Here is a 21,928-nt window from a genome sequence, read left to right as displayed (position 1 = left end):
GTGCTCGCACTTGCAGCGGCTGCCTGTTCTCGCGGTCTCATGAACACTGAAGACAGGGCTTTCGATGCCATCCCTATCAAAAGGGTTCATGGCGGAGAGACAGGGATTCGAACCCTGGGAACCCGTGAAGGCTCAACGGTTTTCGAGACCGCCCCGTTCGACCACTCCGGCACCTCTCCGCGAAGGATCGTGAGGCCAAATAGCGGGGGACGGTGTGGGGGGCAAGGGCAGATGCGTTTGAACCTGCGCTAAAACGCTCAAATTGAGGAAAGTCATTGTCATCTGCCTCGTAAGGCCTAGGCTCAGACCCTATATCAAGGCCAACAGAAGGAACAGATTATGCATGCTATGCTCCGCTCATCCTGGCTTGCGCTCAGCCTTGCCTGTCTTCTTGCATTTGGTTTGCACAGCGCTCCGGCCACGGCCGCTGCTGAGACAAAGAAGGTTGAGGCATTTCTTGAAGTGACCGGGTTTGACGTGGCTTTGGAAAGCATCCGGTTATCGGCGGATTCTGCGCCGCAGATGTTGGGGATGGAAGCGGATGATTTCGGCTCCGAATGGTCTCGGCTGGTAAAGGAAGTTTTTGACACGGATGTGATGCATGACATGGCGTTGGAGATCCTGAGCAAAACGCTGACCAACGATCTGTTGACCCATGCCACGGATTTTTATGCCACCAATCTTGGTAAGCGCCTCGTGGTGGCAGAGAACGCCTCGCACATGAAAGAAGATGATGCGCTGAAATCCGAGATGGGAGAAGCCATTGTGGCCGGGCTGGTGCGGCTGGGGTCTCCCCGGGTGGCGATTCTGAACCGGCTTAACACCGCCAGCGACGTGGAAGACGGCGCGATAAGAGCCATTCAGGAGGTCCAGATCAGGTTTCTGATGGCCGCTGCCGGGGCAGGCGTGATCGAATTGCAGATGGATGAACCTGATCTGCGAGAGGCGCTGCGCACGCAGGAGGGTGATCTGCGCACGTCGATCCGTTCAAATGCGCTGGCAAACGCTGCCTATACCTATCAGGCATTTTCCGATGATGAGGTTGCCGCCTATGCCGATGCGCTGGCCGAACCGAAGATGCAGAAAGTCTATGAGCTGATGAACGCTGTGCAATACGAGATTATGGCCAACCGGTTCGAGGAGGTTGCAGACCGGTTGTCGGACATGCAGCCCAGTCAGGATCTATGATGCGCCGCGCCTTTCTGTTCGCGCCGGTCGTCTTTCTGCTGGCCACAGCGGGGGCTTGGGCAGACGCCCGGATGGCTGTGTTGGTCGATGTGCTGAAGCTGACCGAGGCCGCCGATATTTTAAGCAGTGAAGGTTTGGCACAAGCCGAAAGCCTGGACGATGAGATGCTGGACGGGCAGGGTGGTGCTGGCTGGGCGCAACAGGTCGAGAGTATCTATGCACCCGGTCTGATGGTCGAGCGGGTCCGCGAGGAATTGGCGCGGGAGTTGAGCGGTGAGGCGCTGGAAGAGGTCATCACCTTTTACGGCTCTGAAAAGGGCAGCCAGATCATTGATCTTGAGAATGCCGCTCGCCGTGCCATGCAGGATCCTGATGTAGAAGAGGCCGCCCGCGCCCGGTTTGTCGAGATAGAGAACTCCGGCGATCTGCAATTGTCGCTGATCATGCGCTATGTCGAGGATGGCGATATGATTGCGCGGAACGTCACCAGCGCAATGAATTCCAATTATCAATTCCTGCGCGGGCTGGTGGATGGCGGCGGCGTGAAAATGTCCGAAGACGAAATACTCAAAGACGCCGCAGGTGACGTTGCCGAGACTACAGAAGACACAACGCAATGGCTTTATGGCTATCTCTTGCTGGCCTATCACCCACTCGATCTGGATGATCTTGAAGCCTATGTGGCATTTTCAGACAGCGATGCGGGTCGGGCGCTGAACCGCGCACTGTTCCGCGGGTTCGGGCAGGCTTATGAGGATATCTCCTATGCTCTGGGACGGGCCGTTGCGCTGAACATGACAGCGAAAGAGCTTTGACGGTCGCAGGCGAAAAACCCCGCGAATGGTGCTTGACTTAGGCGGCCAATCCCCCGATAAGCCCGCATCTCGGCAGGGTAACCTGATCCGGGATTGTTTTTAATGACGCCCCAAGGGCGCGCTGTTCGAAGGTGGATGCGGTGATACACCGGTCCGGAACGCCCGGAAGGGGACCACAGAACGCGGATACATGAAGGAAGACGCGATGTTCGCAGTCATCAAGACTGGCGGTAAGCAGTACAAGGTAGCCTCGGGCGATATGCTCCGGGTTGAACGCATTGCAGCAAACGCCGGTGACAAAGTTCTGTTCAACGAAGTTCTGATGCTTGGCGGCGACAGCCCCAAGGTTGGCGCACCTTTGATCGACGATGCCGGTGTTGAAGCCGAAGTGGTCGACCAGATCAAAGGCGACAAGGTCATCAACTTCGTCAAGCGCCGTCGTAAGCACAGCTCCAAGCGCACCAAAGGCCACCGCCAGAAGCTGACACTGGTCCGCATCGGCGAGATCATGGCATCGGGTGTCGGCAAGTCCAAGACGGCAACAGCCATTGGTACAGGTTCGGTTCCTGCGGCGCAGAAAGCTGCCATCGAAGAGCGTTACACCATGAACAAGACCGATCAGGCCGAAATGGCCAAGCGGGTTGTTGTGGGTGAAGCCAACGAAAAGTCGGCCAATCCAGCGCCGACGAAGAAAGAAGCGGCACCAAAGGCCGAAAAAAAGGCCGCGCCAAAGAAAGCAGCCAAGTCCGATGGCGATGATCTGTCCAAGATATCCGGCGTTGGCCCCGTTATCGTAGGCAAGCTGAACGCCGAGGGCATTACAACATTTGCCCAGATCGCAGCATGGACAGACGCAGACGTTGAAGCTATTGAAGATAAACTGTCGTTCAAAGGTCGTGTCGGTCGTGAAGACTGGATCGCACAGGCCAAAGATCTGGCTAAAGGTTAAGGAGAGACCAAATGGCACATAAAAAAGCAGGCGGCTCATCCCGTAACGGACGCGACTCAGCTGGTCGTCGTCTTGGTGTTAAGAAATATGGCGGCGAAGCTGTCATTCCCGGCAACATCATCGTCCGCCAGCGCGGCACGAAGTTCTGGCCAGCAGATGGCGTTGGCATGGGCAAGGATCACACGATCTTTGCAACTGTCGATGGTTCCGTGACCTTTCACAAAGGTCTGAAAAACCGCACGTTCATTTCTGTCCTGCCGGCGGCCGAGGCCGCAGAATAAGCCGTACCCACAGAATTTGAAAATTTGAAGGGATCGGTGGAAACGCCGGTCCCTTTCTCGTTTCCTCCGCCGCGCCCTTCCTGACAAGGAGCGATCCAATGCAGACGAATACCGCACGCCCCACCCTGAAGGATGGTCCGGTATCTCTGCGTGCGCCGCGTGCCGAGGATGCGACAGCACGGTTCAAGCTCGGTAACACCCCCGAAATCCATCATATGTTCGGGGCTGACCCGACAACGGTGCAGCCCATTACAAAGGTGCAGGCGACAGCTTGGGTCCACGCGCAAGAGGTTGAGCCTTTGGCTTGGGTTATTGACTACCGCAAACGCCTTGCTGGGGCGCTGCGCCTGCATTCCATTGACCATCACGATCGCCGCGCCAGCTTGGCCGTTGGCATTCTGAACCCCAAGCTGCTGGGCAAAGGCATCGGTACGCGGGCGATCCATCTGATTGTTGCCCACGCCTTCGGGCCGCTTGCGTTGCACCGGCTGACGCTGCGGGTGGTCGATTATAACGCACGGGCCATTGCCGCCTATGAAAAGGTGGGTTTTGTCATAGAAGGGCGGGAACGCGAAGCCGCCCGCGTGGGAGAAAAGTGGCACGATGACGTGATCATGGGATTGCTGGCGGCGGATTATGCAAAGGCACGCGCGGCATGAGCATCGCCCTTGTCCCTCTCGCCGTTTTTGCGGCCAGTCAGATCGGCACGCCCGGACCGGCCAATATGGCGCTGATGGCCACCGGCGCGCGGTTTGGTTTCCGTGCGGCGCTGCCCTTTGTGGCAGGTGTGGCGCTGGGAAAGCAGCTGATCATCTGGCCCATCGGCTTTGGCCTGATGCAACTGGCTGAAAGCGTGCCGCTGTTGTTTCAGGCGCTCAAATACGTTTCGGCGGCTTATATCATTTGGCTGGCATGGAAGGTCGCAAATCTGCGGCTGGGGCAGGGTGGCGGGGCCGAAAAAGCACCCGGTTTTGCGGCAGGCCTGATCGTGCATCCGCTGAACCCCAAAGCCTGGGCGATGATCGTGGGCGGTTTTACCGCCTTTGTCGGACCCGACGTCAGCACACTGACCGCGACTGCCACCATCGCTGCTGTGCTTCTGACCTGCCAAATCATACTGCACCCGATCTGGACGCTTGCGGGCGACCGAATTGCCAAGACCGTTGCAGGGACGCGTGCGGAACCCTATCTGATGTGGACATTGGCGGGCCTTACCGTCGCCTCTGTCCTGTTCGTATTGTTCGGAGGAGGAACATGACGATGCAAATGGAAACCATTGTAAATCACCCCGTTATAGAGACGGAACGCTTTGACCTGCGCCCGCTGCGTCGCTCTGACCAAGGGCTGATCGAGCTTTATGCAAGCGATGCGCGTGTGGCCAAGAACACCACGTCGATCCCGCATCCATTGCCCCCCGGTGTGATCGAAGCTTTCATCGGCCGCGCCACGTCCGATCCGCGCGACATGGAATGCTGGGCTATGGATGGCAGCAAAACGGGCAGCGACGAAGTGATGGGCCTGATCACCCTCTCCCGGCTGGACCGCAACCAGTCCGAGGTGGGGTTCTGGGTGGCACCGGCTTTTTGGAACACGCATCTGGCCTCTGACGCGGTCTTAGCGCTGGTGGCAGCCAACCCGTTGAACAATCAAGCGATGTTCGCGACCGTCTTTCAGGATAATCCGGCATCGGCCAAGGTGATGACCAACGCGGGCTTTGTCTATCTGGGTGATGCGGAAACCTATTGTCTGGCGCGCGATGCTGCCGTACCCACTTGGACCTATAGCCGAAAACTCTAGGCGACCTCCGAAAGGCAACTTGGATGAAATTTCTCGATCTGTGCAAAGTCTACATCCGCTCCGGCGCGGGCGGCGGCGGCTGTATCTCGTTCCGGCGCGAGAAATATATCGAATACGGCGGCCCGGATGGCGGCGATGGCGGCGGCGGTGGCTCTGTCTGGGCGGAGGCTGTCGACGGGCTGAACACGCTGATTGATTTCCGCTATCAGCAGCACTTTTTCGCCAAGAACGGCCAGCCCGGTATGGGCAAACAACGCACGGGCAAGGACGGTGAAGACATCGTACTGCGCGTGCCTGTGGGGACCGAAATCCTCGATGAAGATCAGGAGACGGTGATTGTAGATATCACCGAAGTCGGTCAACGGGTCGAGCTTGCACGCGGCGGCAACGGCGGCTGGGGCAACCTGCACTTCAAATCTGCGACAAACCAGGCACCGCGCCGGTCCAATCCCGGTCAGGACGGGGTGGAACGGACGCTGTGGTTGCGTCTAAAGCTTATCGCCGATGTAGGCCTGTTGGGGCTGCCCAATGCGGGCAAATCAACCTTTCTTGCGGCAACCTCAAATGCGCGACCCAAGATCGCGGATTATCCGTTCACAACATTGCACCCCAATCTGGGGGTGGTCGGCGTAGACAATACTGAATTTGTGGTGGCTGACATTCCCGGCCTGATCGAAGGGGCCTCCGAAGGGCGCGGCTTGGGCGATCTGTTCCTGGGTCATGTAGAGCGGTGTGCGGTGCTTCTGCATCTGGTCGATGGCACCTCAGAGACAGTCGCCGAGGACTATCAAACTATCATCGCCGAGCTTGAAGCCTACGGCGGTGATCTGGCGGAAAAGCCGCGTGTGACAGTCTTGAATAAAGTTGATGCTTTGGATGAAGAAGAGCGCGTAGAGAAAAGAAAAGAATTGGAAAAAGCTTCGGGTGGGCCGGTGATGATGATGTCCGGTGTCGCCCGCGAAGGGGTGACCGAAGTGCTGCGCACCCTGCGTGGCGAGATCGACGACGATCGTCTGCGCCAAAAACCTGCCGAGGAGGCAACGGCGTGGCAACCCTAAGCGACGCCCGCAGGATCGTTGTCAAAATTGGTTCCGCCTTATTGGTGGACCGCGCGACAGGCGCACTGCGGGCCGATTGGTTGCGGGCGCTGGCTAGGGATGTTCAGTGGCTCAAGAACGGAGGATGCGACGTGGTGCTCGTCTCCTCCGGGTCAATCGCGCTCGGGCGTGGTGTCTTGGGCCTGCCCGCGACGCCGCTACCATTGGAGCAATCGCAGGCTGCGGCGGCGGTAGGCCAGATCCGGTTGGCCCGTGCATATGAAGAAGTGCTCGAACCGCTTGGCATCATCACTGCGCAAGTGCTTGTTACTTTAGAGGATTCCGCAGACCGCAAGCGTTACCTCAACAGCCGTGCGACGTTAGAGCAGTTGCTGGGACTTAACGTTGTACCGATTGTGAACGAGAACGACACAGTTGCCACAGATGAAATCCGCTTTGGCGACAACGACCGCTTGGCTGCGCAGATCGCGGTGACTGTGGGCGCGGACCAGCTGGTGTTACTTTCAGATGTGGACGGGTTCTATTCGGCCAATCCGGTTGAAGACCCGAATGCTCAACGGTTTGACGTGATCGACATCATCACGCCCGAGATCGAGGCGATGGCCGGCGACGCCGGGTCGGGGTTGAGCAAAGGTGGCATGAAAACCAAACTGATGGCCGCCAAAACCGCGACATCAGCCGGCTGCCGTATGACGATCACTGAAGGCTCCGTGCTTCGTCCCTTAAAGGCGCTCGAAGAAGGCGCGCCAGCAACCTGGTTTACCGCACAAAGTGATCCGCAGGCCGCGCGCAAACGCTGGATCGCGGCAATGAAACCGCGTGGCTCTGTTACCTTGGATGCGGGTGCTGTCGCGGCCCTTCAAACGGGTAAATCCTTGCTGCCTGCGGGTGTCCGCGCCGTGGCTGGCCCGTTTGACCGGGGCGACAGCATCGCGCTGATGGATCCCGCAGGGCACATCATTGGCGCAGGCTTGACACGGTACTCCTCCGCTGAAGCGGTGCAAATTCAGGGCCATCAAAGCGCCGAGATCGAAGCGCTGTTGGGGTATCCGGGGCGCGCTGCGTTGATCCACCGCGATGATATGGCGCTATAGCATTCACCTCAGGACAGAGGACCACGAAGATGACAGACCAGACAATTTCACAGATGATGGCCGATATCGGTGCCCGCGCTAAAGCTGCATCCGCCGAGCTCGCCAGCGCGAATGCTGAACGCAAGCACGCCGCTTTGATCGGTGCTGCCGAAGCGGTCTGGATTGCCCGCGATGATATTCTGGCCGCAAATGCCAAAGACATGGCGTTTGGTCGCGACAAGGGGCTGACGCCTGCGATGATGGACCGGCTGATGCTAGATGAGGACCGGATCCGGGGCATGGTGGATGGCTTGCGCAGCGTTGCCGAACAGCCCGATCCCGTGGGTGAAACGCTCGCTGAATGGGACCAGCCCTCGGGCCTGCATATCAAACGGGTGCGTACGCCTTTGGGTGTGATCGGCGTGATCTACGAAAGCCGCCCGAATGTGACGGCGGATGCCGGTGCGCTGTGTTTGAAAGCGGGAAACGCCGTGATTCTACGGGGCGGATCCGAGAGCTTCCATTCTTCTCGCGCGATCCATGCCTGTTTGCAGCAAGGTCTGCGCGATGCGAACCTGGCTGAAGATGCGGTGCAATTAGTGCCGACCCGCGACCGCGCTGCTGTCAGCGAAATGCTGACGATGACCGATACCATTGACGTGATCGTGCCGCGCGGTGGCAAGGGCTTGGTCGGGTTGGTCCAGCGCGAAGCGCGCGTGCCGGTTTTTGCCCATCTTGAAGGCATTGTGCACATCTATATCGACAAGGATGCCGACCCTGAAATGGCGCTTAAAATCGTGTTGAACGCCAAGACGCGACGCACCGGGATTTGCGGCGCCGCGGAGTGTCTGCTGATCCATGAAGAGATCGCGGTAACCATCGGGCAGGGCGTGTTGCGCGCGCTGATCGATGCAGGCGTCGAGGTGCGCGGCGATGCAACGCTGCAAAAAGTGACCGGTGTAGTGCCGGCCACGGATGCGGATTGGGGCTGCGAATACCTTGATATGATCATTGCGGCCCGCACCGTCAGCGGTGTCGAGGACGCAATCAATCATATCCGGCGCTATGGATCGAACCACACTGACTGCATTATTTCGCAGGATGCGCAGACTGTTGAAACCTTTATGAACCAGCTGGATTCTGCGATCCTGATGCACAACGCCTCCACCCAGTTTGCCGATGGTGCCGAATTCGGCATGGGCGCAGAGATTGGCATTGCCACCGGTAAAATGCACGCCCGCGGTCCCGTTGGGGCGGCACAATTGACCAGTTTCAAATATCTGGTCTCGGGTGACGGCGCGGTGCGCAGCTAGAACGCAAGGCTGATTGTTGTCTCGTCCGAACGGCATGTGATCCGTCTGTCGGCGTCTTTCGCGACGAGGGGCAGCAGGGCAAACTGCACATGGGACGGTTTCACCTCTGCCTCGCTACTGCCGCCTGACAGAAGCTCCCACAGGGGTGCAACCACGTTGATCCTGTCGGCGTGACCTGACAGAAGCCAGTTCTGGTTCTCGCGTGTCACTGTGATCCGGCCACCATAGGGCATCGCGCTTTCGAAACACAGCACCGACAGCAGCGCCATGCGGACTTCGTCCCTTTGGACCGGGTCGTCAATATCCCAAAGCACCGTAAGGCGGCTGCCCTCGTATAAATCGCGCAGGATCGACTGTACCTCGCCCGCGCCCACCATCTGGTCGCCGGCAGCGCCAAAGGCGATCCGGAAGAACCGGATGCGCGCGCTGGCATTCCCGACACTTTCGCCGATCAACCCAATTTCAGGCCCCGCCGCATCGCCCGACATGGTCAGCAGTTCAAGGCCATTGTTGATTGCACCGATGGGCGATATCAGGTCATGACAGATGCGGCTGCCAATCAGCGCGGCCAAAGCGCCGCTCATGCGGGGCACACCGCACGGGGCCGGAAAGGACGAGACATGGACGACTTGAATGCGATGATGACCCCCGGCATGCTGGTGCGCCATCCCGAACGCCCCGATTGGGGCACGGGCCAGGTACAAAGCAACATCGCCGGGAAAGTGACAGTCAATTTCCGCGATGAAGGCAAGGTTGTCATAGACAGTTTCCGCGTTGGGTTAATGCCGGTCTTTGATGAGTGAATTTGGTTGCCAAATAGTTAATGATAGACATCGCATAAGTAGAATGTCGTTACCATATGCAATTTTAAGAGGCGTTCCTCTGCGGTTGAACCCAGTCGCGGGATTGCGCCAACCGACATGCTGGGGAGAACGCCCCGAACGACCAAACGGACAACCATCTCCATGACGCGCATCCCCTCGGATCAGTTCGATGTGACGCTGGCCACCAGCACTGAGGATTTGCGGGCCGCGCAAAGGCTACGGTACGATGTTTTTATCACCGAATTGGGCGGCTCCGGTCCCTTGGTTGACCATGATACACGCCTTGAGCAGGACCGCTTTGATCCTTTCTACGATCATCTGCTGCTGCGTGAAAAGGATAGCGGTGCAGTCATCGGCGTCTACCGGCTAATGCATCCGGAGAATGCTCTGAAGGCCGGTGGATATTACTGTGAAGCGGAGTTTGACCTGTCACCTCTGCTTGCCTCCGGACGGCGGGTGATGGAGCTTGGCCGGTCCTGTGTGCGTGCGGATCACCGGGGTGGAATGGCGATGTTTCATCTGTGGTCGGCGCTGGCGCGCTATGTGGCGGATCACCGGATTGATGTGCTTTTTGGTGCTGCGAGCTTTCAAGGGACCGAGATTGCACCTATTGCGCCGTCGCTCAGTCTGCTGCACCAGCGCCACCTGGCCCCACCGGACCTGCGGGTACGGGCTCATGAAAAAGCTTTTCAGAACATGGATCTGGTTGCCAAAGCTGATCTGGATGCCAGAACGGCGATGACGCAAATGCCCAGCCTGATGAAAGCCTACCTGCGCTCGGGCGGATATGTCGGAGAGGGGGCTTTCGTAGATCATGCATTCAACACGGTGGATGTCTGCCTGATTTTGGACACGGCGCGTTTGTCCGACCGGCAGGCACGGATGTATAAGGGGCAGGGCGCATGAGCCAGCGTTGGGACAGCGTCGAGCCTGGGCCAGTCACCGGGATCAGCCCGGCGGGATGGGCGCGGGTTGTCCTCAAGGGGGGGACGCTTGCGCTTTTGGTGTTTGGCGGGCTTGCGCTGCTGCTGCTGGTGCGACTTGTGGAACGGCCCGTTTACGGATTGCATCGCCCCCTGACACCGGGGATCACGACTTTTGTCTGCCGCTGGGCTTTGCGCATCATCGGCCTGCGCCACCAGATCAACGGCACGCCCATGACGGGACATGGTGCTGTGCTGGCCAACCATACGTCTTGGTTGGATATTTTTGTACTCAACGCAGCCAAGCGGGTTTATTTCGTTTCGAAATCCGAGGTGGCGGGTTGGCCCGGCATCGGCTGGCTGGCCCGCGCTACCGGCACGATGTTCATTGAGCGCAATCCGGCGCGCGCACGCGAGCAGACAGAGCGCATGGGCGAACGGCTGCTGGCGGGCCACCGGCTGCTGTTCTTTCCGGAAGGAACCAGCACCGATGGCATGCAAGTTCTTCCATTCAAATCAACGCTTTTCCAGTCGTTCTTTGCAGATGACTTGAAGGAGGAAATTGCCGTACAGCCGGTGACCGTAAACTACCGCGAACCGCATGGAACGGACCCAAGGATCTATGGCTGGTGGGGCGATGCATCTTTTGGGGCGCATCTGCTGGTCACGTTGGCCCAGTCACCGCAGGGCCGCGTTGATGTGACCTATCATACACCGTTGAATGTCAGGGATTTCAGCAACCGCAAAGATTTGACGAAGGCCTGCGAACGTGCTGTAAGGGCAGGGCATCAGGCGACCCTTTAACGGAGCGCCTGAGCCAGATCGCTGATTACTTTTTGTAAGCGAAGGCCGTATCCGGTACCGCACCGGTTTTCCCACCCACGTTCCAGTCCATTTCCAGACAGGCAGTGCCCTTGCGCTGAAAATACGTCGCATCCAGCGCATACCACCCGGCCACAGGCACGCTGACTTCAGTCACGCCCGCGGGTTCGCAGCCGTGGATGCCATCGTTGAAGGCGATTTCCTTGCCGCCGATACTGGCTTGAATGCCGTCGTTGCTGATGACGTTCACCTTGTAGGTGCCGGGGGCATCAAAGCGGATATAGCCGGTGATTTTAGCCGCGACCTTGGTCCCGGTTTTTGCGGTCAGCGTTTTATCGCCTTCATTGTTGTCCTGATAAGACAGCCCCCGCAGTGGACGCCCTTTGCGTGCCTTGCCGAGCGCAGAGTTCGCCGCCTGGATCGTGCGCACCTCACCCGGATAGGCATAGGCGACGGCAAGGCCGGAGGCGAGTTCGCTGGGCTTGGGCTGCGGGTCAGCAGGGGTGAGGGCCAGCGGGGCGGCGAAAGCCGGAGATGCAAGCAGAAAAGCGGCTGTAAGAGCGCGAAAGAACATAAATTCTCCTATAGAGGATATTTCTATTACAGGTGATGTTAATCATAGTTTGCGTCAGCTTTGCAGGGACTGTCTATCAAAAAGCAGTGATGTGCACTGTCTCACCGTCGGGCTATGCGCGCGCACGCATTGGGACGCCTGTTTTGGTGCTTGCATTGCGCAGGGCGCTGCCTTAGAAGGCGCTCACTTAAACCCGCAGTCGGGGTTGGGCCGTTTGGGGAGAAATCCCAAACCGTCCGCCGGTTGGTCGCCTTAAAAACGATCATACCCCCGATGAGGCTAAACCGGAAAGGTAAACCAACATGGCTCTTCCTGAGTTCTCCATGCGCCAATTGCTTGAAGCAGGCGTACACTTCGGCCACCAGACACAGCGCTGGAACCCACGCATGGGTCCGTACATCTACGGCGGTCGCAACGGCATCCACATCATGGACCTGACACAGACCGTCCCAATGCTGGACGATGCGCTGAAAGTCATCCGTGACACCGTCGCCAAGGGCGGCAGCATCCTTTTTGTTGGCACCAAGCGTCAGGCTTCACAGCCAATCGCCGATGCTGCTGAAAAATGCGCACAGTATTATATGAACCACCGCTGGCTCGGTGGCACGCTGACCAACTGGCAGACCGTTTCGAAGTCCATCCAGCGTCTGAAGTCCATCGACGAACAGTTCGAGCGTGGCTTTGAGGGTCTGACCAAGAAAGAGCGTCTGGGCATGGAACGTGACCAGGGCAAGCTTCAGGCATCCTTGGGCGGTATCCGCGAAATGGGCGGCCGTCCTGACCTGATCTTTGTCATCGACGTGAAAAAAGAAGCGCTGGCAATTGCCGAAGCCAACAAGCTGGGCATCCCGGTTGTGGCCGTGGTCGACACCAACTGCTCGCCTGATGGCATCGACTATATCATCCCCGGCAACGACGACGCGGCCCGCGCAATCGCACTGTATTGCGATCTGGCAGCCCGCGCCGCTCTTGACGGCATGTCCGCACAGCTGGGCGCCGCTGGCGTCGATCTGGGCGAAATGGAGCAGGCACCGACCGAAGAGGCGCTCTCCGAGCCGTCCACTGGTGTCGAAGTTGGCAACGCTTCCGAGGAAACCGTGTCGAACGACGCGATGGCCAAAGACGCTGTCTACGACATCGAATCCAAGAAAGAGACGCTGGAAAAAGCCAAAAGCTGATCCGCGTCACGGACTTGAAACGGGGGCAGGGGATACCTGCCTCCAACCGATCTGATTTATAGGAGAACCAAGAGATGGCGATTACAGCATCTATGGTGAAAGAACTGCGCGACAGCACCGGCGCAGGCATGATGGACGCCAAGAAGGCGTTGACAGAAAACGACGGCGACATGGAAGCAGCGGTTGATTGGCTGCGCACCAAAGGCCTCGCGAAAGCGGCCAAGAAATCCGGCCGCACGGCTGCCGAAGGTCTGGTTGCAGTCAAAGTCGACGGCGGACACGGCGTTGCGGTTGAAGTGAACTCCGAGACCGACTTCGTCGGCAAGAACGCCGACTTCCAGAAGATGGTTGCGGGTATCGCGGATGTTGCTCTGACAGCAGGCGACATCGACGCGCTGAAAGCGGCTGACATGGGCGGCAAGACCGTTGAGCAGACTGTGACAGACGCAGTTGCCGTGATCGGCGAGAACATGTCCGTGCGCCGCATGGCAGCGATTGATGGCGACACAGTTGTGTCTTACGTTCACAACGCAGCCGCACCCGGCATGGGCAACATCGGCGTTCTGGTCGCAATGACCGGCGGCGATGAGGCGTTCGGCAAGCAGGTTGCGATGCACATCGCTGCGACCAACCCGGCGTCTCTGTCCGAAGATGACCTCGACCAGGCCGTGGTCGAGAAGGAAAAGCAGGTCCAGATGGACATTGCACGCGAGAGCGGCAAGCCGGAGCAGGTCATCGAGAAGATGATCGTTGGCCGCATGAAGAAATTCATGGCCGAGATCACGCTGGTCAACCAGCAGTTCGTTGTAAACCCCGACCTGACGGTTGGCGATGCAGCGAAAGAAGCGGGTGCAACCATCACCGGTTTCGTGCGTCTGGAAGTGGGCGAAGGCATCGAAGTGGTGAAAGAAGATTTCGCCGCTGAGGTTGCCAAAGCTGCGCAAGGCTAAATCGTACCGGGTTTGCCCCGGTTGACTGACGAATAATAAGGGCGGCGCGAATGATCGTGCCGCTCTTTCTACGTCCTGTGGATAAAAAGAAAGCGGACCGCGCTGCCACGCGGTCCGCTCCTGCTTCGACATGTGCTATCGCAGCATATTAGACCCGGCAGCAGAGGCGGATGAAAGCGCCCCGGCAATTCCGGAACCCGCAAAGAGCCTTGAAATCGCAAGGAGTTACGGGCCGTTGTTCCCCTAGATTATCCAGTGATCGAGAACAGGATAACCTTGCGTCAACGATTGCGGGAAAGCGAGTAGGGGATTCCTTACCTTTGTGTAAAAACAAGGGGAAGAAATTTGACATGGCGTCAAATCTGACGCGTATCAGGCGTCCAGTACGAACATCTGGTTGGTGAAGGCAGCTTTCAGCACGGCCTGTGCGGTTGTCTCGACCGCGAGGGTTTCTCGCGCAAGTCGCAGATGTTTTTCCACCGTGGCAGGAGTCAGTCCCATCAGCACAGCGATATCTTGCATGGTTTTGCCATCGCCAACCCATTCAAGCGCCTCGCGCTGGCGTCTGGTCAGACCACGGTTCGGCGCGCTATAGGGCAAGGTCAGGATCTTGAGATGAGCTATGTCGTTCATCAGCTTGATATCATTGCCATGTTCGTCCCAGATGGCGTCGATATCCTGCTGGGTCAGACCCTCTCTGGCTGTAAGGGCAATAGCACCTTTGGACCGCGCCGAGATGGATTTGAAGCTTACGGTATAGCCTGCGTTTACCTTGAGGCGCTTGTTGAATTCCAGCACCCGTTCTTCGGCGGGTGTCAGCGTGCGCTGCTGGATCATCTGGTGCAGGGCTGTCCAGCTGCATGCACCGTCGTTCGCCAGTGCCCAGCGGACCATGGGTGCATGGAAATAGAGCCCACCATCCAGAAATTCATCCGTGAACGCGCGGCTGTGGTTGGTCAGGATCACAAAGTCTTCGGGATCGCCCAGAGATGTAGAGGTGCGATAGCGCGTAAAGCCATAGATCAGACGGTCAAAGCCATATTCGGCCATGCGGTCGGTATGCGCATCCCATAGTTCCTCTATCGTTGGACAGCGGGTGAGGAAATCAAGGTAGGCGCGTAAGCTCATGTAATCGCGAGATGTTCTGCAAGCGCATCCAACGCCAGAACATAGCCTTTAGCACCAAACCCGCAGATTTGCCCCAAAGCGACCGGCGCGATGAAAGACTTGTGCCGAAAGGTTTCCCGGGCGTGGATATTGCTCAAATGCACCTCGATCACAGGCAACTCGACGCTGGCAATCGCATCCATCAGCGCAATGGAGGTATGGGTGTAGGCACCGGCGTTCAGGATGATGCCACCATGTGAAGTTTTCGCCGCATGTATCTGATCTACAAGCGTTCCTTCATGGTTGCTCTGCGCGAACTCGATATCCATTCCATGCACCTTGGCGGCGGCACGACACATCTGTTCGACGTCCGCCAGAGTTGTCGATCCGTACACCTCAGGCTGGCGGGTGCCCAGTAGGTTGAGGTTCGGGCCATTGAGAATCAAGACAGAGGTCATAGGGTGCGTATCCAGTCAGGTGCCCAAGGTTAAATCAGCGGCGTGCAAGCTGTCCAGCATAGGCGCAGACTGCTGCGATATTTCACGGCAGGGCTGCGAAAATACGTCTAGTCTAATTCGTATAATCTGTATTATGTAACTAATAATTTGATCCTGACGCCTGTGATATGATGTTTTCGCCCATCTGCACAGGAAGACCCCTGAAATTACCAGAGTGCGAAGTCTGGCCGGGTCCGGATGTGGCGTTGGGACCGACATCCCTGACCACCTGATGAATATCATTCACCGCCGCCTGACTTCGCTAAGGTCCGTCATACCGCGTCCTTGCACATCGGCCAATCGAATAGAAATTGCGTTATCCATGCGCGTTACTCATAGATGGGTTATGGATATCACCTTGATCAAAACTTTCGTCGAAGTCGCCAACACCGGATCCTTCGTGGCCGCCTGTGACCGGCTCTTTGTGACCCAGTCGGCTGTCAGCCTGCGCATTCAACGGCTGGAGGACGCCTTGGGTCAGGCGCTGTTCATCAGATCAAAGGCTGGCGCGATCCTGACGCCTGCGGGCGAGCAATTTGAACGCTACGCTTTGAGCTTGCTGAAGCTATGGGAAGAAGCCCGTCAACAGATCGGCATCCCCGACGGATACACCAAAGCGCTGACCATCGGTGCGCAGCATTCGCTGTGGCCGCGGTTGGGGTTTCGTTGGATCGACGCTTTGCGCACGGCGCTGCCGGATCTCAGCATTCGTGCCGAGGTCGGGATGACCGATCGTATTACGCGGTATCTGGTCGAAGGCGTCGTGCAGGTTGGTTTGGTCTATACACCGCAACTGCGGCCCGGATTGATTGTGGAAAAGGCACTGGATGACGAACTGATCCTTGTGGCGTCCTATCCCGGTGCCAGCGCGGAAACGCCCGAGGGATATGTTTTCATCGACTGGGGGCCGGAGTTTACCCACGCGCATGGAATCGCCCTGCCCCATCTCACGAATTCCGGCCTTACCATGAGCCTCGGTGCCTTGGCAGCTGACTATATCATGCATCGTAAGGGCTGCGGATACCTGCCCGCCCGCGCTGTAAAGCGGCGGCTTGACGCTGGTCTTCTGCATATCGTGGCCGATGCGCCACGCTTTCCATATCCGTCCTGGGTGGTTTGGCGCGATGACCTTGACGAAAACCTTCTGTCGGTGGCTCGCGCGGCCTTGCGGGATGTCGCCCAAGGTATTGTGACTGAACAACTTTCTGCGGTGTCTCATCTTGAGCGCATGGAGCTTTACGAGACTGGGTAACACTGCTGCATTTCAAATTCGAAATTCTCGTCTTATCCATTAATAATCGGAATTTCACTCATTCAAGCTGTATCACTAGATGTCGTTTCAGCAGAAATGCTCCCGATCTATGGCGACTACGCCGGATGACGGGTCTCCTTGTTGGGAAAGGAATGACCCATGAACTCACTTCTTAAACTTGCCACAGTTTCTGCACTGGCACTGATTGTTGCGGTACCTGCCATTGCGCAAACTGCGATCACAGGCATCGAAGGTCTGAACGACCGTATCGATGATATCACCGAAGACGTTAACGACGACCTGACAGACGGCGACGACGCTGAGCGCTTTGGCCCGAACGGCGTTGTCCAAGGCTGGCGTGGTTCTTTCGCGCTGTCCGCTTCCGGCACGTCCGGCAACACCGACAATGGTGAATTGTCTGCTGCTGGTCGTCTGACCTATGGCGTTGGCGAATGGAACCACCTGATCGGCTTTGCAGCCGAGTACGGCGAAGCCAATGGCGTGAAAAGCGAAGAGACATTCTTCGCCACATACGAAGGCAGCCGCTATTTCACAGAGCAGCTCTATGCATTCGGCATCGCCCGCGTTGAATACAATGGCTTTCAGGTTGATGCGAACGGCAACGAATTCGAAGGCGAAACACTTGACGGTTTCCTTGGTTTCGGCCCCGGCTACCGCGTGCTGAACAAGCCAGACCACACATGGCGTATCCAGGGTGGCCCAGGCGTGCGTTATTTTGAGGACGTGACCGGCCAGGACGAAACCGAAGTCGGCTTCATCGCTTCTTCGCGTTACTTCTATGCCTTCACTGACACAGTGGCGTTGACTGTAGACACAGACATCCTTGGTTCTGACATCAACACAATCGTCACCAACGATGCTGGCGTGAACTTCAAAGTGTCGGACAATCTGTCCACACGGATCAGCCACCGCACAGAGTACAATACAGACCCGGCAGCGGGCCTGAAATCGACCGACAACAGCATTGGCCTTTCGCTTGTGATGGGCTTCTAAGTATACCCGTTTCGTCTGCGGCGGTTTCTTACCTCGTACCGCCAAGGGCTGCACGGACAGAAGGATGGGGCAACCCATCCTTCTTTTGCGTTTCTGCATAGCCTTTCTTATGCACTGCAGGGCGCACTGGCACAGATGAGGCCGCGCCCCCTGCTCCCGTTTCCCCCTGATTAGGCTAGACCAAAGCAAGGCTGCGCCATCCGGTGCTTGATTGGTCAGCACAATCTGGCAAATCTGCCGTCAACATGGCCCACAGCATGCGGGCTCGTTTCACGGCAACGGGGATCCATCACATGACATCCGAAAGCATCGACACATTGGTGATCGGCGGCGGTCAGGCCGGCCTCGCGATGAGCGAACATCTTGGCAAGCAAGGCACCGAACACATCGTGCTGGAACGCGCCCGCATTGCGGAGCGCTGGCGCAGTGAACGTTGGGGCAATCTTGTTGCCAATGGCCCGGCCTGGCACGACCGTTTCCCAAGCCTTGAATTCTCGCAAACCGGACCGGATGGTTTTCCTTCCAAATATGAAGTCACCGATTATTTCGAGACCTATGCCAAGATGATTGACTGCCCCATCCGCTGTGGTGTCAATGTGACCCATCTGGCGCGGAGGCCGGGCCAAGCCGGGTTTGACGTCCAGACATCTGACGGGTCCATTCATGCGCAAAATGTGGTAGTGGCGACTGGCCCGTTCCAGCGACCACTGATCCCGCCACTCGTCCCGGAAACAGCTTCCGTGACGCAGATGCACTCCACTGCGTACCGCAACCCCGATCAATTGGCTGAAGGCGCGGTGCTGGTCGTGGGTGCAGGGTCATCCGGCGCGCAAATCGCGGATGAATTGCTGCAGTCGGGCCGCACGGTTTATCTTTCTGTCGGGCCACACGACCGCCCGCCGCGCCGCTACCGGGGGCGCGATTTTGTCTGGTGGCTGGGCGTTTTGGGCAAATGGGATGCCGCAGCACCGACCCCCGGCACAGAGCATGTGACCATCTCGGTCAGCGGCGCGCAGGGTGGCAAAACCATCGATTTCAGGGACTTCGCCCACCGCGGTATGACGCTTGTCGGCAGGACCGACAGCTTTGCGGATGGCGCTTTGTATTTTGCCGACGACCTTGCCCTCAACATCCGCCGTGGCGATGAAAATTACCTCTCGGTGCTGGATGAGGCTGATGCTTACATCACACAGCATGGTCTTGATCTGCCAGCCGAGCCTGCGGCGCGGGAATTCGCCCCTATGCCGGATTGTGTAACAGATCCGCTGCGCACCCTCGATCTGGTCCAAGCAGGCGTCAGCACGATCATATGGGCCACAGGCTTTGCGCCCGACTACGGATGGCTTGATCTGGATGTGCTGGACCAGACGGGTCGCCCGCGCCACCAGCGCGGGGTGACCACTGAACCGGGGCTCTATTTTCTGGGACTGCCTTGGCAATCGCGACGCGGTTCGGCCTTTATCTGGGGCGTCTGGCATGACGCGAAATACCTCGCAGACCAGATTGCCATTCAACGCGCCTACCGCGACTATCACGAGACCGCGCAGCAGCGCGCGGCAGAATAGACGGAAGATCACACCCATGACCCATCAACGCATCCGCCCCTTTAATACTGCTGATACCTATCCCGAACAGAACCTTGATAACGATCTGTGTCAGGCCGTGGTGACCGAAGGTGGCAAAACCGTCTATCTGCGCGGCCAGTGCCCGCAAAACCTGGATGATTTCAGAGACATCGGCAGCCATGATCCGGTGGAGCAGACCCATAAGGTGATGCAGAACATTCGTCAGCTGATCGAGGAAGCGGGAGGCGATATGTCCCATCTGGTCAAGGTGGTCGTCTACATCACCGATGTGCGAAACCGCGAAGCGGTCTACCGTACAATGGGCGAATATATAAAAGGGGTGCATCCGGTCTCAACGGGTCTGGTGGTCAGCGCCCTCGCCCGGCCCAACTGGCTGGTGGAGATTGACGGCACGGCGGTCATCCCGGCATGACCTTTTCGCTTGTTGCCCGCTGCGCTGACACTGGCATGTTCGGTATTGCGATTTCATCGTCGTCGCCCGCCGTTGCTGCCCGCTGTGCCTTTACGCGCGCCGGTGTGGGCGCTGTCGCCAGCCAGAACGTCACAGACCCCCGCCTTGGTCCCGCTGCGCTGGACCAGATGCAGGCAGGCAAGTCCGCCGCTGATGCGGTTGCCGCCGTCTGTGATGCCGCGTCTTTCACCGACTACCGTCAACTTCTAGCCATCGACGCGCAGGGCCGGACCGCCATCCACTCTGGCCCGAAATCGCTCGGCATCTGGACCGATGCCGCAGGCGACGATGTGATTGCGGCCGGCAATCTATTGGCCAATGAAGCTGTGCCGCAAGCCATCGTCGCGGGGTTTGAAGCGGCGAAGGGCCATCTGGGCGACCGTTTGATCGCCGCGATACGCGCCGGACGCGATGCGGGGGGCGAGGCAGGGCCGATACATTCGGCAGGCATGCAAATATGCGATACCGTGGCATGGCCTGTGGCCGATCTGCGCTGCGACTGGACTGACAATTGCCCGATCGAGGCGATCGCAACTGCATGGGAGGTTTACGCACCACAGCTTGACGCCTATGTGCAACGCGCCCTCGACCCGCGTGCGGCCCCTTCCTACGGCGTTCCTGGCGACGATTGACAGCTTTGCCCCCCTCGGCCTAGGCTTGGTCAGCATCCCGGCAATATTCTGCCGCGATAAGACGCAAGACTTTAGGGGGCGGTTTTAATGACCTCGAACATCGAACGCATCCGCGCGGCGGAGACGGTTATCCCGCAATTGCAGGACCAGCTTAAGACCCTGCGCGAGGAAGCGCTTGCAGACGACGGTCAGGTCGATGCCGAAGAGCGGGTCGATATTGACCGGGTTGCCGACAAGCTCAGCTCGGTGATGCAGGCGGTTGCCACAGCTTTGCAGGACTGGACGGCCAACAAGGCCGCCTATGACGTCCTGCGCAGTGGTTTGGAGACGCGGATCAAAGATGTGGCCGCCAACACCCTACCGGACCTTGATCAAGACAAACGCGCCATCGCGCAGCTTGTGGCGGGCCTTGATCAGGTCGCCGGGGCCGAGGATTACGCCGCCGCCTTGGAACTGTGCCATAAGCTGGAGACATATCTGGACAGTTTTGAAAGCGAGGTCGAAAGCGCCCGTCTGGACGCGATGCCCCCCGAACAACTCGCCGCCCAGGACCTGACGCAATGTGACTTGGATACTTTGTTTACCGAAGACTATATGACCGATCTGGCGGACACGCATTTTCCGGGCGAAGGCACCGAAAAGCTTGCTGACCTGATGACAGAGATCGAGAACGGTGTGAGCGGTGAGCGGCGCGCGGAGGTCATGGCGGCGCTTTCGGAGATACATGAAGGATCGCCCACTGCGGGCGAATTTGATGCCGATTACACCCGCTTTCTGGTGCTGCGAAAGCAGCAGGATGCCATTGGCGACAAGAACAACTGTGGCGATATGGAAAAGTTGGATGAGGACAAGCATCCCGATTTCCGCGGGTCGCGCTCGCAATTGATGTTCGGCAAGGTGGTGGGTGACGCCTTTGACATTCACGAGATATTTGCCGCTCTGCTCAGTCCAACGGGCGGGCTGATCGGGGCGGGCAACCAATTTGTTGGAGATATCGACTCCCCACACTGGGATGCTGAAAATCCCATCTCGCTGCACGGCACGGTGCATGACGCGGCAGGCTATCTGAAATCGTTTCACGAACAGGGTCCCGGATATAATTACCGCGATAACTTTTTCGAGGGCTTGGCAACGGATGCCATCGAATGCCTGCCCCCAGATTGGCAAGCCGAACTGCTGCCCTATACCGGTCAACTGAGCGGTGGCGGCTATTGGATCTGGGAAACCGGAGGCGAGTTTACCCAAGCCAAACTCGATGAGGTCGCGTTGGCACTCGAGGAAGGCCTAACCGACGCCCGTGACGATGCCGCGAAAGAAGCTGCACGCATGCTGGGCGAGGTCGAAAAGGCCAAACAAGAGATGATCAAGACTGCGGACCAAGCACGTAAAGACGCCGAAGCCGGTCTCGATCAGGCCCGACGCGAAGTCGAAACCCGCGTTCAGCAAGCCGAGCGTGACTTGCGCGACCTTGCGGATCAGGCCGAGGCAGAGGTGATGGGCGCCTGCGATGCCGCCCAACAAGCCGCCGAAAGTGTCGGCAGGTCTGCGGTAGAGCAATATGAGGAAGCCGCAGCAGAATTTGAAAACATGACACAAGACGCCTGCGATACGCTCGACGCGATTGCCGATTTCATCTGGAGCTGA

At 58.2% G+C, this 21,928-nt stretch carries 25 protein-coding genes and 1 tRNA gene; 21 read left to right on the top strand and 5 right to left on the bottom strand.

Annotated elements, in window-relative coordinates; all coding sequences use genetic code 11:
• Window positions 1-89: 89 nt before the first annotated feature.
• Window positions 90-179 (bottom strand) — tRNA-Ser (locus tag Z945_RS0115790).
• A 160-nt stretch (window positions 180-339) separates the two neighbouring features.
• Here Z945_RS0115790 and Z945_RS0115785 point away from each other — a divergent pair.
• The 10 genes from Z945_RS0115785 to Z945_RS0115740 all read left to right on the top strand — a co-directional run bounded on the left by Z945_RS0115785 (window position 340) and on the right by Z945_RS0115740 (window position 8,474).
• Complete coding sequence (locus Z945_RS0115785; protein ID WP_025053071.1) at window positions 340-1,188, top strand: DUF2059 domain-containing protein; 849 nt, start codon at window positions 340-342, stop codon at window positions 1,186-1,188.
• Window positions 1,188-2,003 carry a DUF2059 domain-containing protein gene (locus Z945_RS0115780; RefSeq protein ID WP_025053070.1) on the top strand — a complete coding sequence of 272 codons (816 nt, stop codon included), beginning with the start codon at window positions 1,188-1,190 and terminating at the stop codon, window positions 2,001-2,003. Before Z945_RS0115785 ends, Z945_RS0115780 begins: the two co-directional genes overlap by 1 nt.
• A 205-nt stretch (window positions 2,004-2,208) precedes the next feature.
• Window positions 2,209-2,952 carry a 50S ribosomal protein L21 gene (locus Z945_RS0115775; protein WP_025053069.1) on the top strand — a complete coding sequence of 248 codons (744 nt, stop codon included), beginning with the start codon at window positions 2,209-2,211 and terminating at the stop codon, window positions 2,950-2,952.
• An 11-nt stretch (window positions 2,953-2,963) separates the two neighbouring features.
• Window positions 2,964-3,233, top strand: a complete 270-nt coding sequence (gene rpmA, locus Z945_RS0115770) for a 50S ribosomal protein L27 (protein WP_025053068.1) — start codon at window positions 2,964-2,966, stop codon at window positions 3,231-3,233.
• Window positions 3,234-3,331: 98 nt separating this feature from the next.
• On the top strand, window positions 3,332-3,892 hold the full coding sequence (locus Z945_RS0115765) for a GNAT family N-acetyltransferase (protein WP_025053067.1): 561 nt from the start codon (window positions 3,332-3,334) through the stop codon (window positions 3,890-3,892).
• The gene (locus Z945_RS0115760; RefSeq protein ID WP_025053066.1) at window positions 3,889-4,491 is read left to right on the top strand and encodes a LysE family translocator; all 603 of its coding nucleotides are present in this window, start codon (window positions 3,889-3,891) and stop codon (window positions 4,489-4,491) included. Before Z945_RS0115765 ends, Z945_RS0115760 begins: the two co-directional genes overlap by 4 nt.
• Window positions 4,492-4,493: 2 nt before the next feature.
• Complete coding sequence (locus tag Z945_RS0115755; RefSeq protein WP_025053065.1) at window positions 4,494-5,030, top strand: GNAT family N-acetyltransferase; 537 nt, start codon at window positions 4,494-4,496, stop codon at window positions 5,028-5,030.
• Between the two features lie 23 nt (window positions 5,031-5,053).
• Window positions 5,054-6,088, top strand: a complete 1,035-nt coding sequence (gene obgE / locus Z945_RS0115750) for a GTPase ObgE (RefSeq protein WP_025053064.1) — start codon at window positions 5,054-5,056, stop codon at window positions 6,086-6,088.
• Window positions 6,076-7,182 carry a glutamate 5-kinase gene (gene proB / locus Z945_RS0115745; RefSeq protein ID WP_025053063.1) on the top strand — a complete coding sequence of 369 codons (1,107 nt, stop codon included), beginning with the start codon at window positions 6,076-6,078 and terminating at the stop codon, window positions 7,180-7,182. Before obgE ends, proB begins: the two co-directional genes overlap by 13 nt.
• Before the next feature lie 29 nt (window positions 7,183-7,211).
• A complete protein-coding gene (locus tag Z945_RS0115740; RefSeq protein ID WP_025053062.1) occupies window positions 7,212-8,474 on the top strand; it encodes a glutamate-5-semialdehyde dehydrogenase in 1,263 nt (420 codons plus the stop codon).
• Here the strand turns inward: Z945_RS0115740 and Z945_RS0115735 are convergent.
• The gene (locus Z945_RS0115735) at window positions 8,471-9,058 is read right to left on the bottom strand and encodes a histidine phosphotransferase family protein (RefSeq protein ID WP_037971109.1); all 588 of its coding nucleotides are present in this window, start codon (window positions 9,056-9,058) and stop codon (window positions 8,471-8,473) included. The two genes, Z945_RS0115740 and Z945_RS0115735, sit on opposite strands and share 4 nt — an antisense overlap.
• Window positions 9,059-9,094: 36 nt before the next feature.
• Between Z945_RS0115735 and Z945_RS0115730 the strand changes: the two genes are divergently transcribed.
• The 3 genes from Z945_RS0115730 to olsA all read left to right on the top strand — a co-directional run bounded on the left by Z945_RS0115730 (window position 9,095) and on the right by olsA (window position 11,025).
• Window positions 9,095-9,277, top strand: coding sequence for a DUF3553 domain-containing protein (locus tag Z945_RS0115730; protein ID WP_025053060.1), 183 nt, complete (start codon window positions 9,095-9,097; stop codon window positions 9,275-9,277).
• A gap of 162 nt (window positions 9,278-9,439) precedes the next feature.
• A complete protein-coding gene (olsB, locus tag Z945_RS0115725) occupies window positions 9,440-10,204 on the top strand; it encodes an L-ornithine N(alpha)-acyltransferase (RefSeq protein ID WP_025053059.1) in 765 nt (254 codons plus the stop codon).
• Window positions 10,201-11,025 carry a lyso-ornithine lipid O-acyltransferase gene (gene olsA / locus Z945_RS0115720; RefSeq protein WP_025053058.1) on the top strand — a complete coding sequence of 275 codons (825 nt, stop codon included), beginning with the start codon at window positions 10,201-10,203 and terminating at the stop codon, window positions 11,023-11,025. Before olsB ends, olsA begins: the two co-directional genes overlap by 4 nt.
• A gap of 25 nt (window positions 11,026-11,050) precedes the next feature.
• Here the strand turns inward: olsA and Z945_RS0115715 are convergent, their stop codons facing one another.
• Entirely contained in the window at window positions 11,051-11,617 is a 567-nt protein-coding gene (locus tag Z945_RS0115715; protein ID WP_025053057.1) for a PA14 domain-containing protein, read from the bottom strand.
• A 302-nt stretch (window positions 11,618-11,919) separates the two neighbouring features.
• Between Z945_RS0115715 and rpsB the strand changes: the two genes are divergently transcribed.
• Window positions 11,920-12,795, top strand: coding sequence for a 30S ribosomal protein S2 (gene rpsB, locus Z945_RS0115710; RefSeq protein ID WP_025053056.1), 876 nt, complete (start codon window positions 11,920-11,922; stop codon window positions 12,793-12,795).
• A gap of 74 nt (window positions 12,796-12,869) precedes the next feature.
• Window positions 12,870-13,745: a translation elongation factor Ts gene (gene tsf / locus Z945_RS0115705; RefSeq protein WP_025053055.1), complete on the top strand. Its 876-nt coding sequence runs from the start codon at window positions 12,870-12,872 to the stop codon at window positions 13,743-13,745.
• Between the two features lie 372 nt (window positions 13,746-14,117).
• Here the strand turns inward: tsf and Z945_RS0115700 are convergent, their stop codons facing one another.
• Both Z945_RS0115700 and aroQ read right to left on the bottom strand, forming a co-directional pair.
• Entirely contained in the window at window positions 14,118-14,873 is a 756-nt protein-coding gene (locus Z945_RS0115700; RefSeq protein WP_025053054.1) for a LuxR family transcriptional regulator, read from the bottom strand.
• Window positions 14,870-15,310, bottom strand: coding sequence for a type II 3-dehydroquinate dehydratase (gene aroQ / locus Z945_RS0115695; protein ID WP_025053053.1), 441 nt, complete (start codon window positions 15,308-15,310; stop codon window positions 14,870-14,872). Before aroQ ends, Z945_RS0115700 begins: the two co-directional genes overlap by 4 nt.
• Before the next feature lie 385 nt (window positions 15,311-15,695).
• Here aroQ and Z945_RS0115690 point away from each other — a divergent pair, with 385 nt between their 5' ends.
• The 6 genes from Z945_RS0115690 (at window position 15,696) to Z945_RS0115665 (ending at window position 21,928) form a co-directional block, all read left to right on the top strand.
• A complete protein-coding gene (locus Z945_RS0115690; RefSeq protein ID WP_025053052.1) occupies window positions 15,696-16,601 on the top strand; it encodes a LysR family transcriptional regulator in 906 nt (301 codons plus the stop codon).
• A gap of 159 nt (window positions 16,602-16,760) precedes the next feature.
• The gene (locus Z945_RS0115685; protein ID WP_025053051.1) at window positions 16,761-17,615 is read left to right on the top strand and encodes a DUF481 domain-containing protein; all 855 of its coding nucleotides are present in this window, start codon (window positions 16,761-16,763) and stop codon (window positions 17,613-17,615) included.
• A gap of 293 nt (window positions 17,616-17,908) precedes the next feature.
• Window positions 17,909-19,180 carry a flavin-containing monooxygenase gene (locus Z945_RS0115680; RefSeq protein ID WP_025053050.1) on the top strand — a complete coding sequence of 424 codons (1,272 nt, stop codon included), beginning with the start codon at window positions 17,909-17,911 and terminating at the stop codon, window positions 19,178-19,180.
• A gap of 16 nt (window positions 19,181-19,196) precedes the next feature.
• Complete coding sequence (locus Z945_RS0115675; protein WP_025053049.1) at window positions 19,197-19,613, top strand: RidA family protein; 417 nt, start codon at window positions 19,197-19,199, stop codon at window positions 19,611-19,613.
• Complete coding sequence (locus Z945_RS0115670; RefSeq protein ID WP_025053048.1) at window positions 19,610-20,284, top strand: DUF1028 domain-containing protein; 675 nt, start codon at window positions 19,610-19,612, stop codon at window positions 20,282-20,284. The genes Z945_RS0115675 and Z945_RS0115670 overlap by 4 nt, the downstream gene beginning before the upstream one ends.
• 87 nt (window positions 20,285-20,371) lie before the next feature.
• Window positions 20,372-21,928 carry a hypothetical protein gene (locus Z945_RS0115665; protein ID WP_025053047.1) on the top strand — a complete coding sequence of 519 codons (1,557 nt, stop codon included), beginning with the start codon at window positions 20,372-20,374 and terminating at the stop codon, window positions 21,926-21,928.

The sequence above is a fragment of the Sulfitobacter noctilucae genome (genome assembly GCF_000622365.1).
GTDB classification, from domain to species: Bacteria; Pseudomonadota; Alphaproteobacteria; order Rhodobacterales; family Rhodobacteraceae; genus Sulfitobacter; species Sulfitobacter noctilucae.
This window is presented reverse-complemented; position numbering and strand designations above follow the sequence as displayed.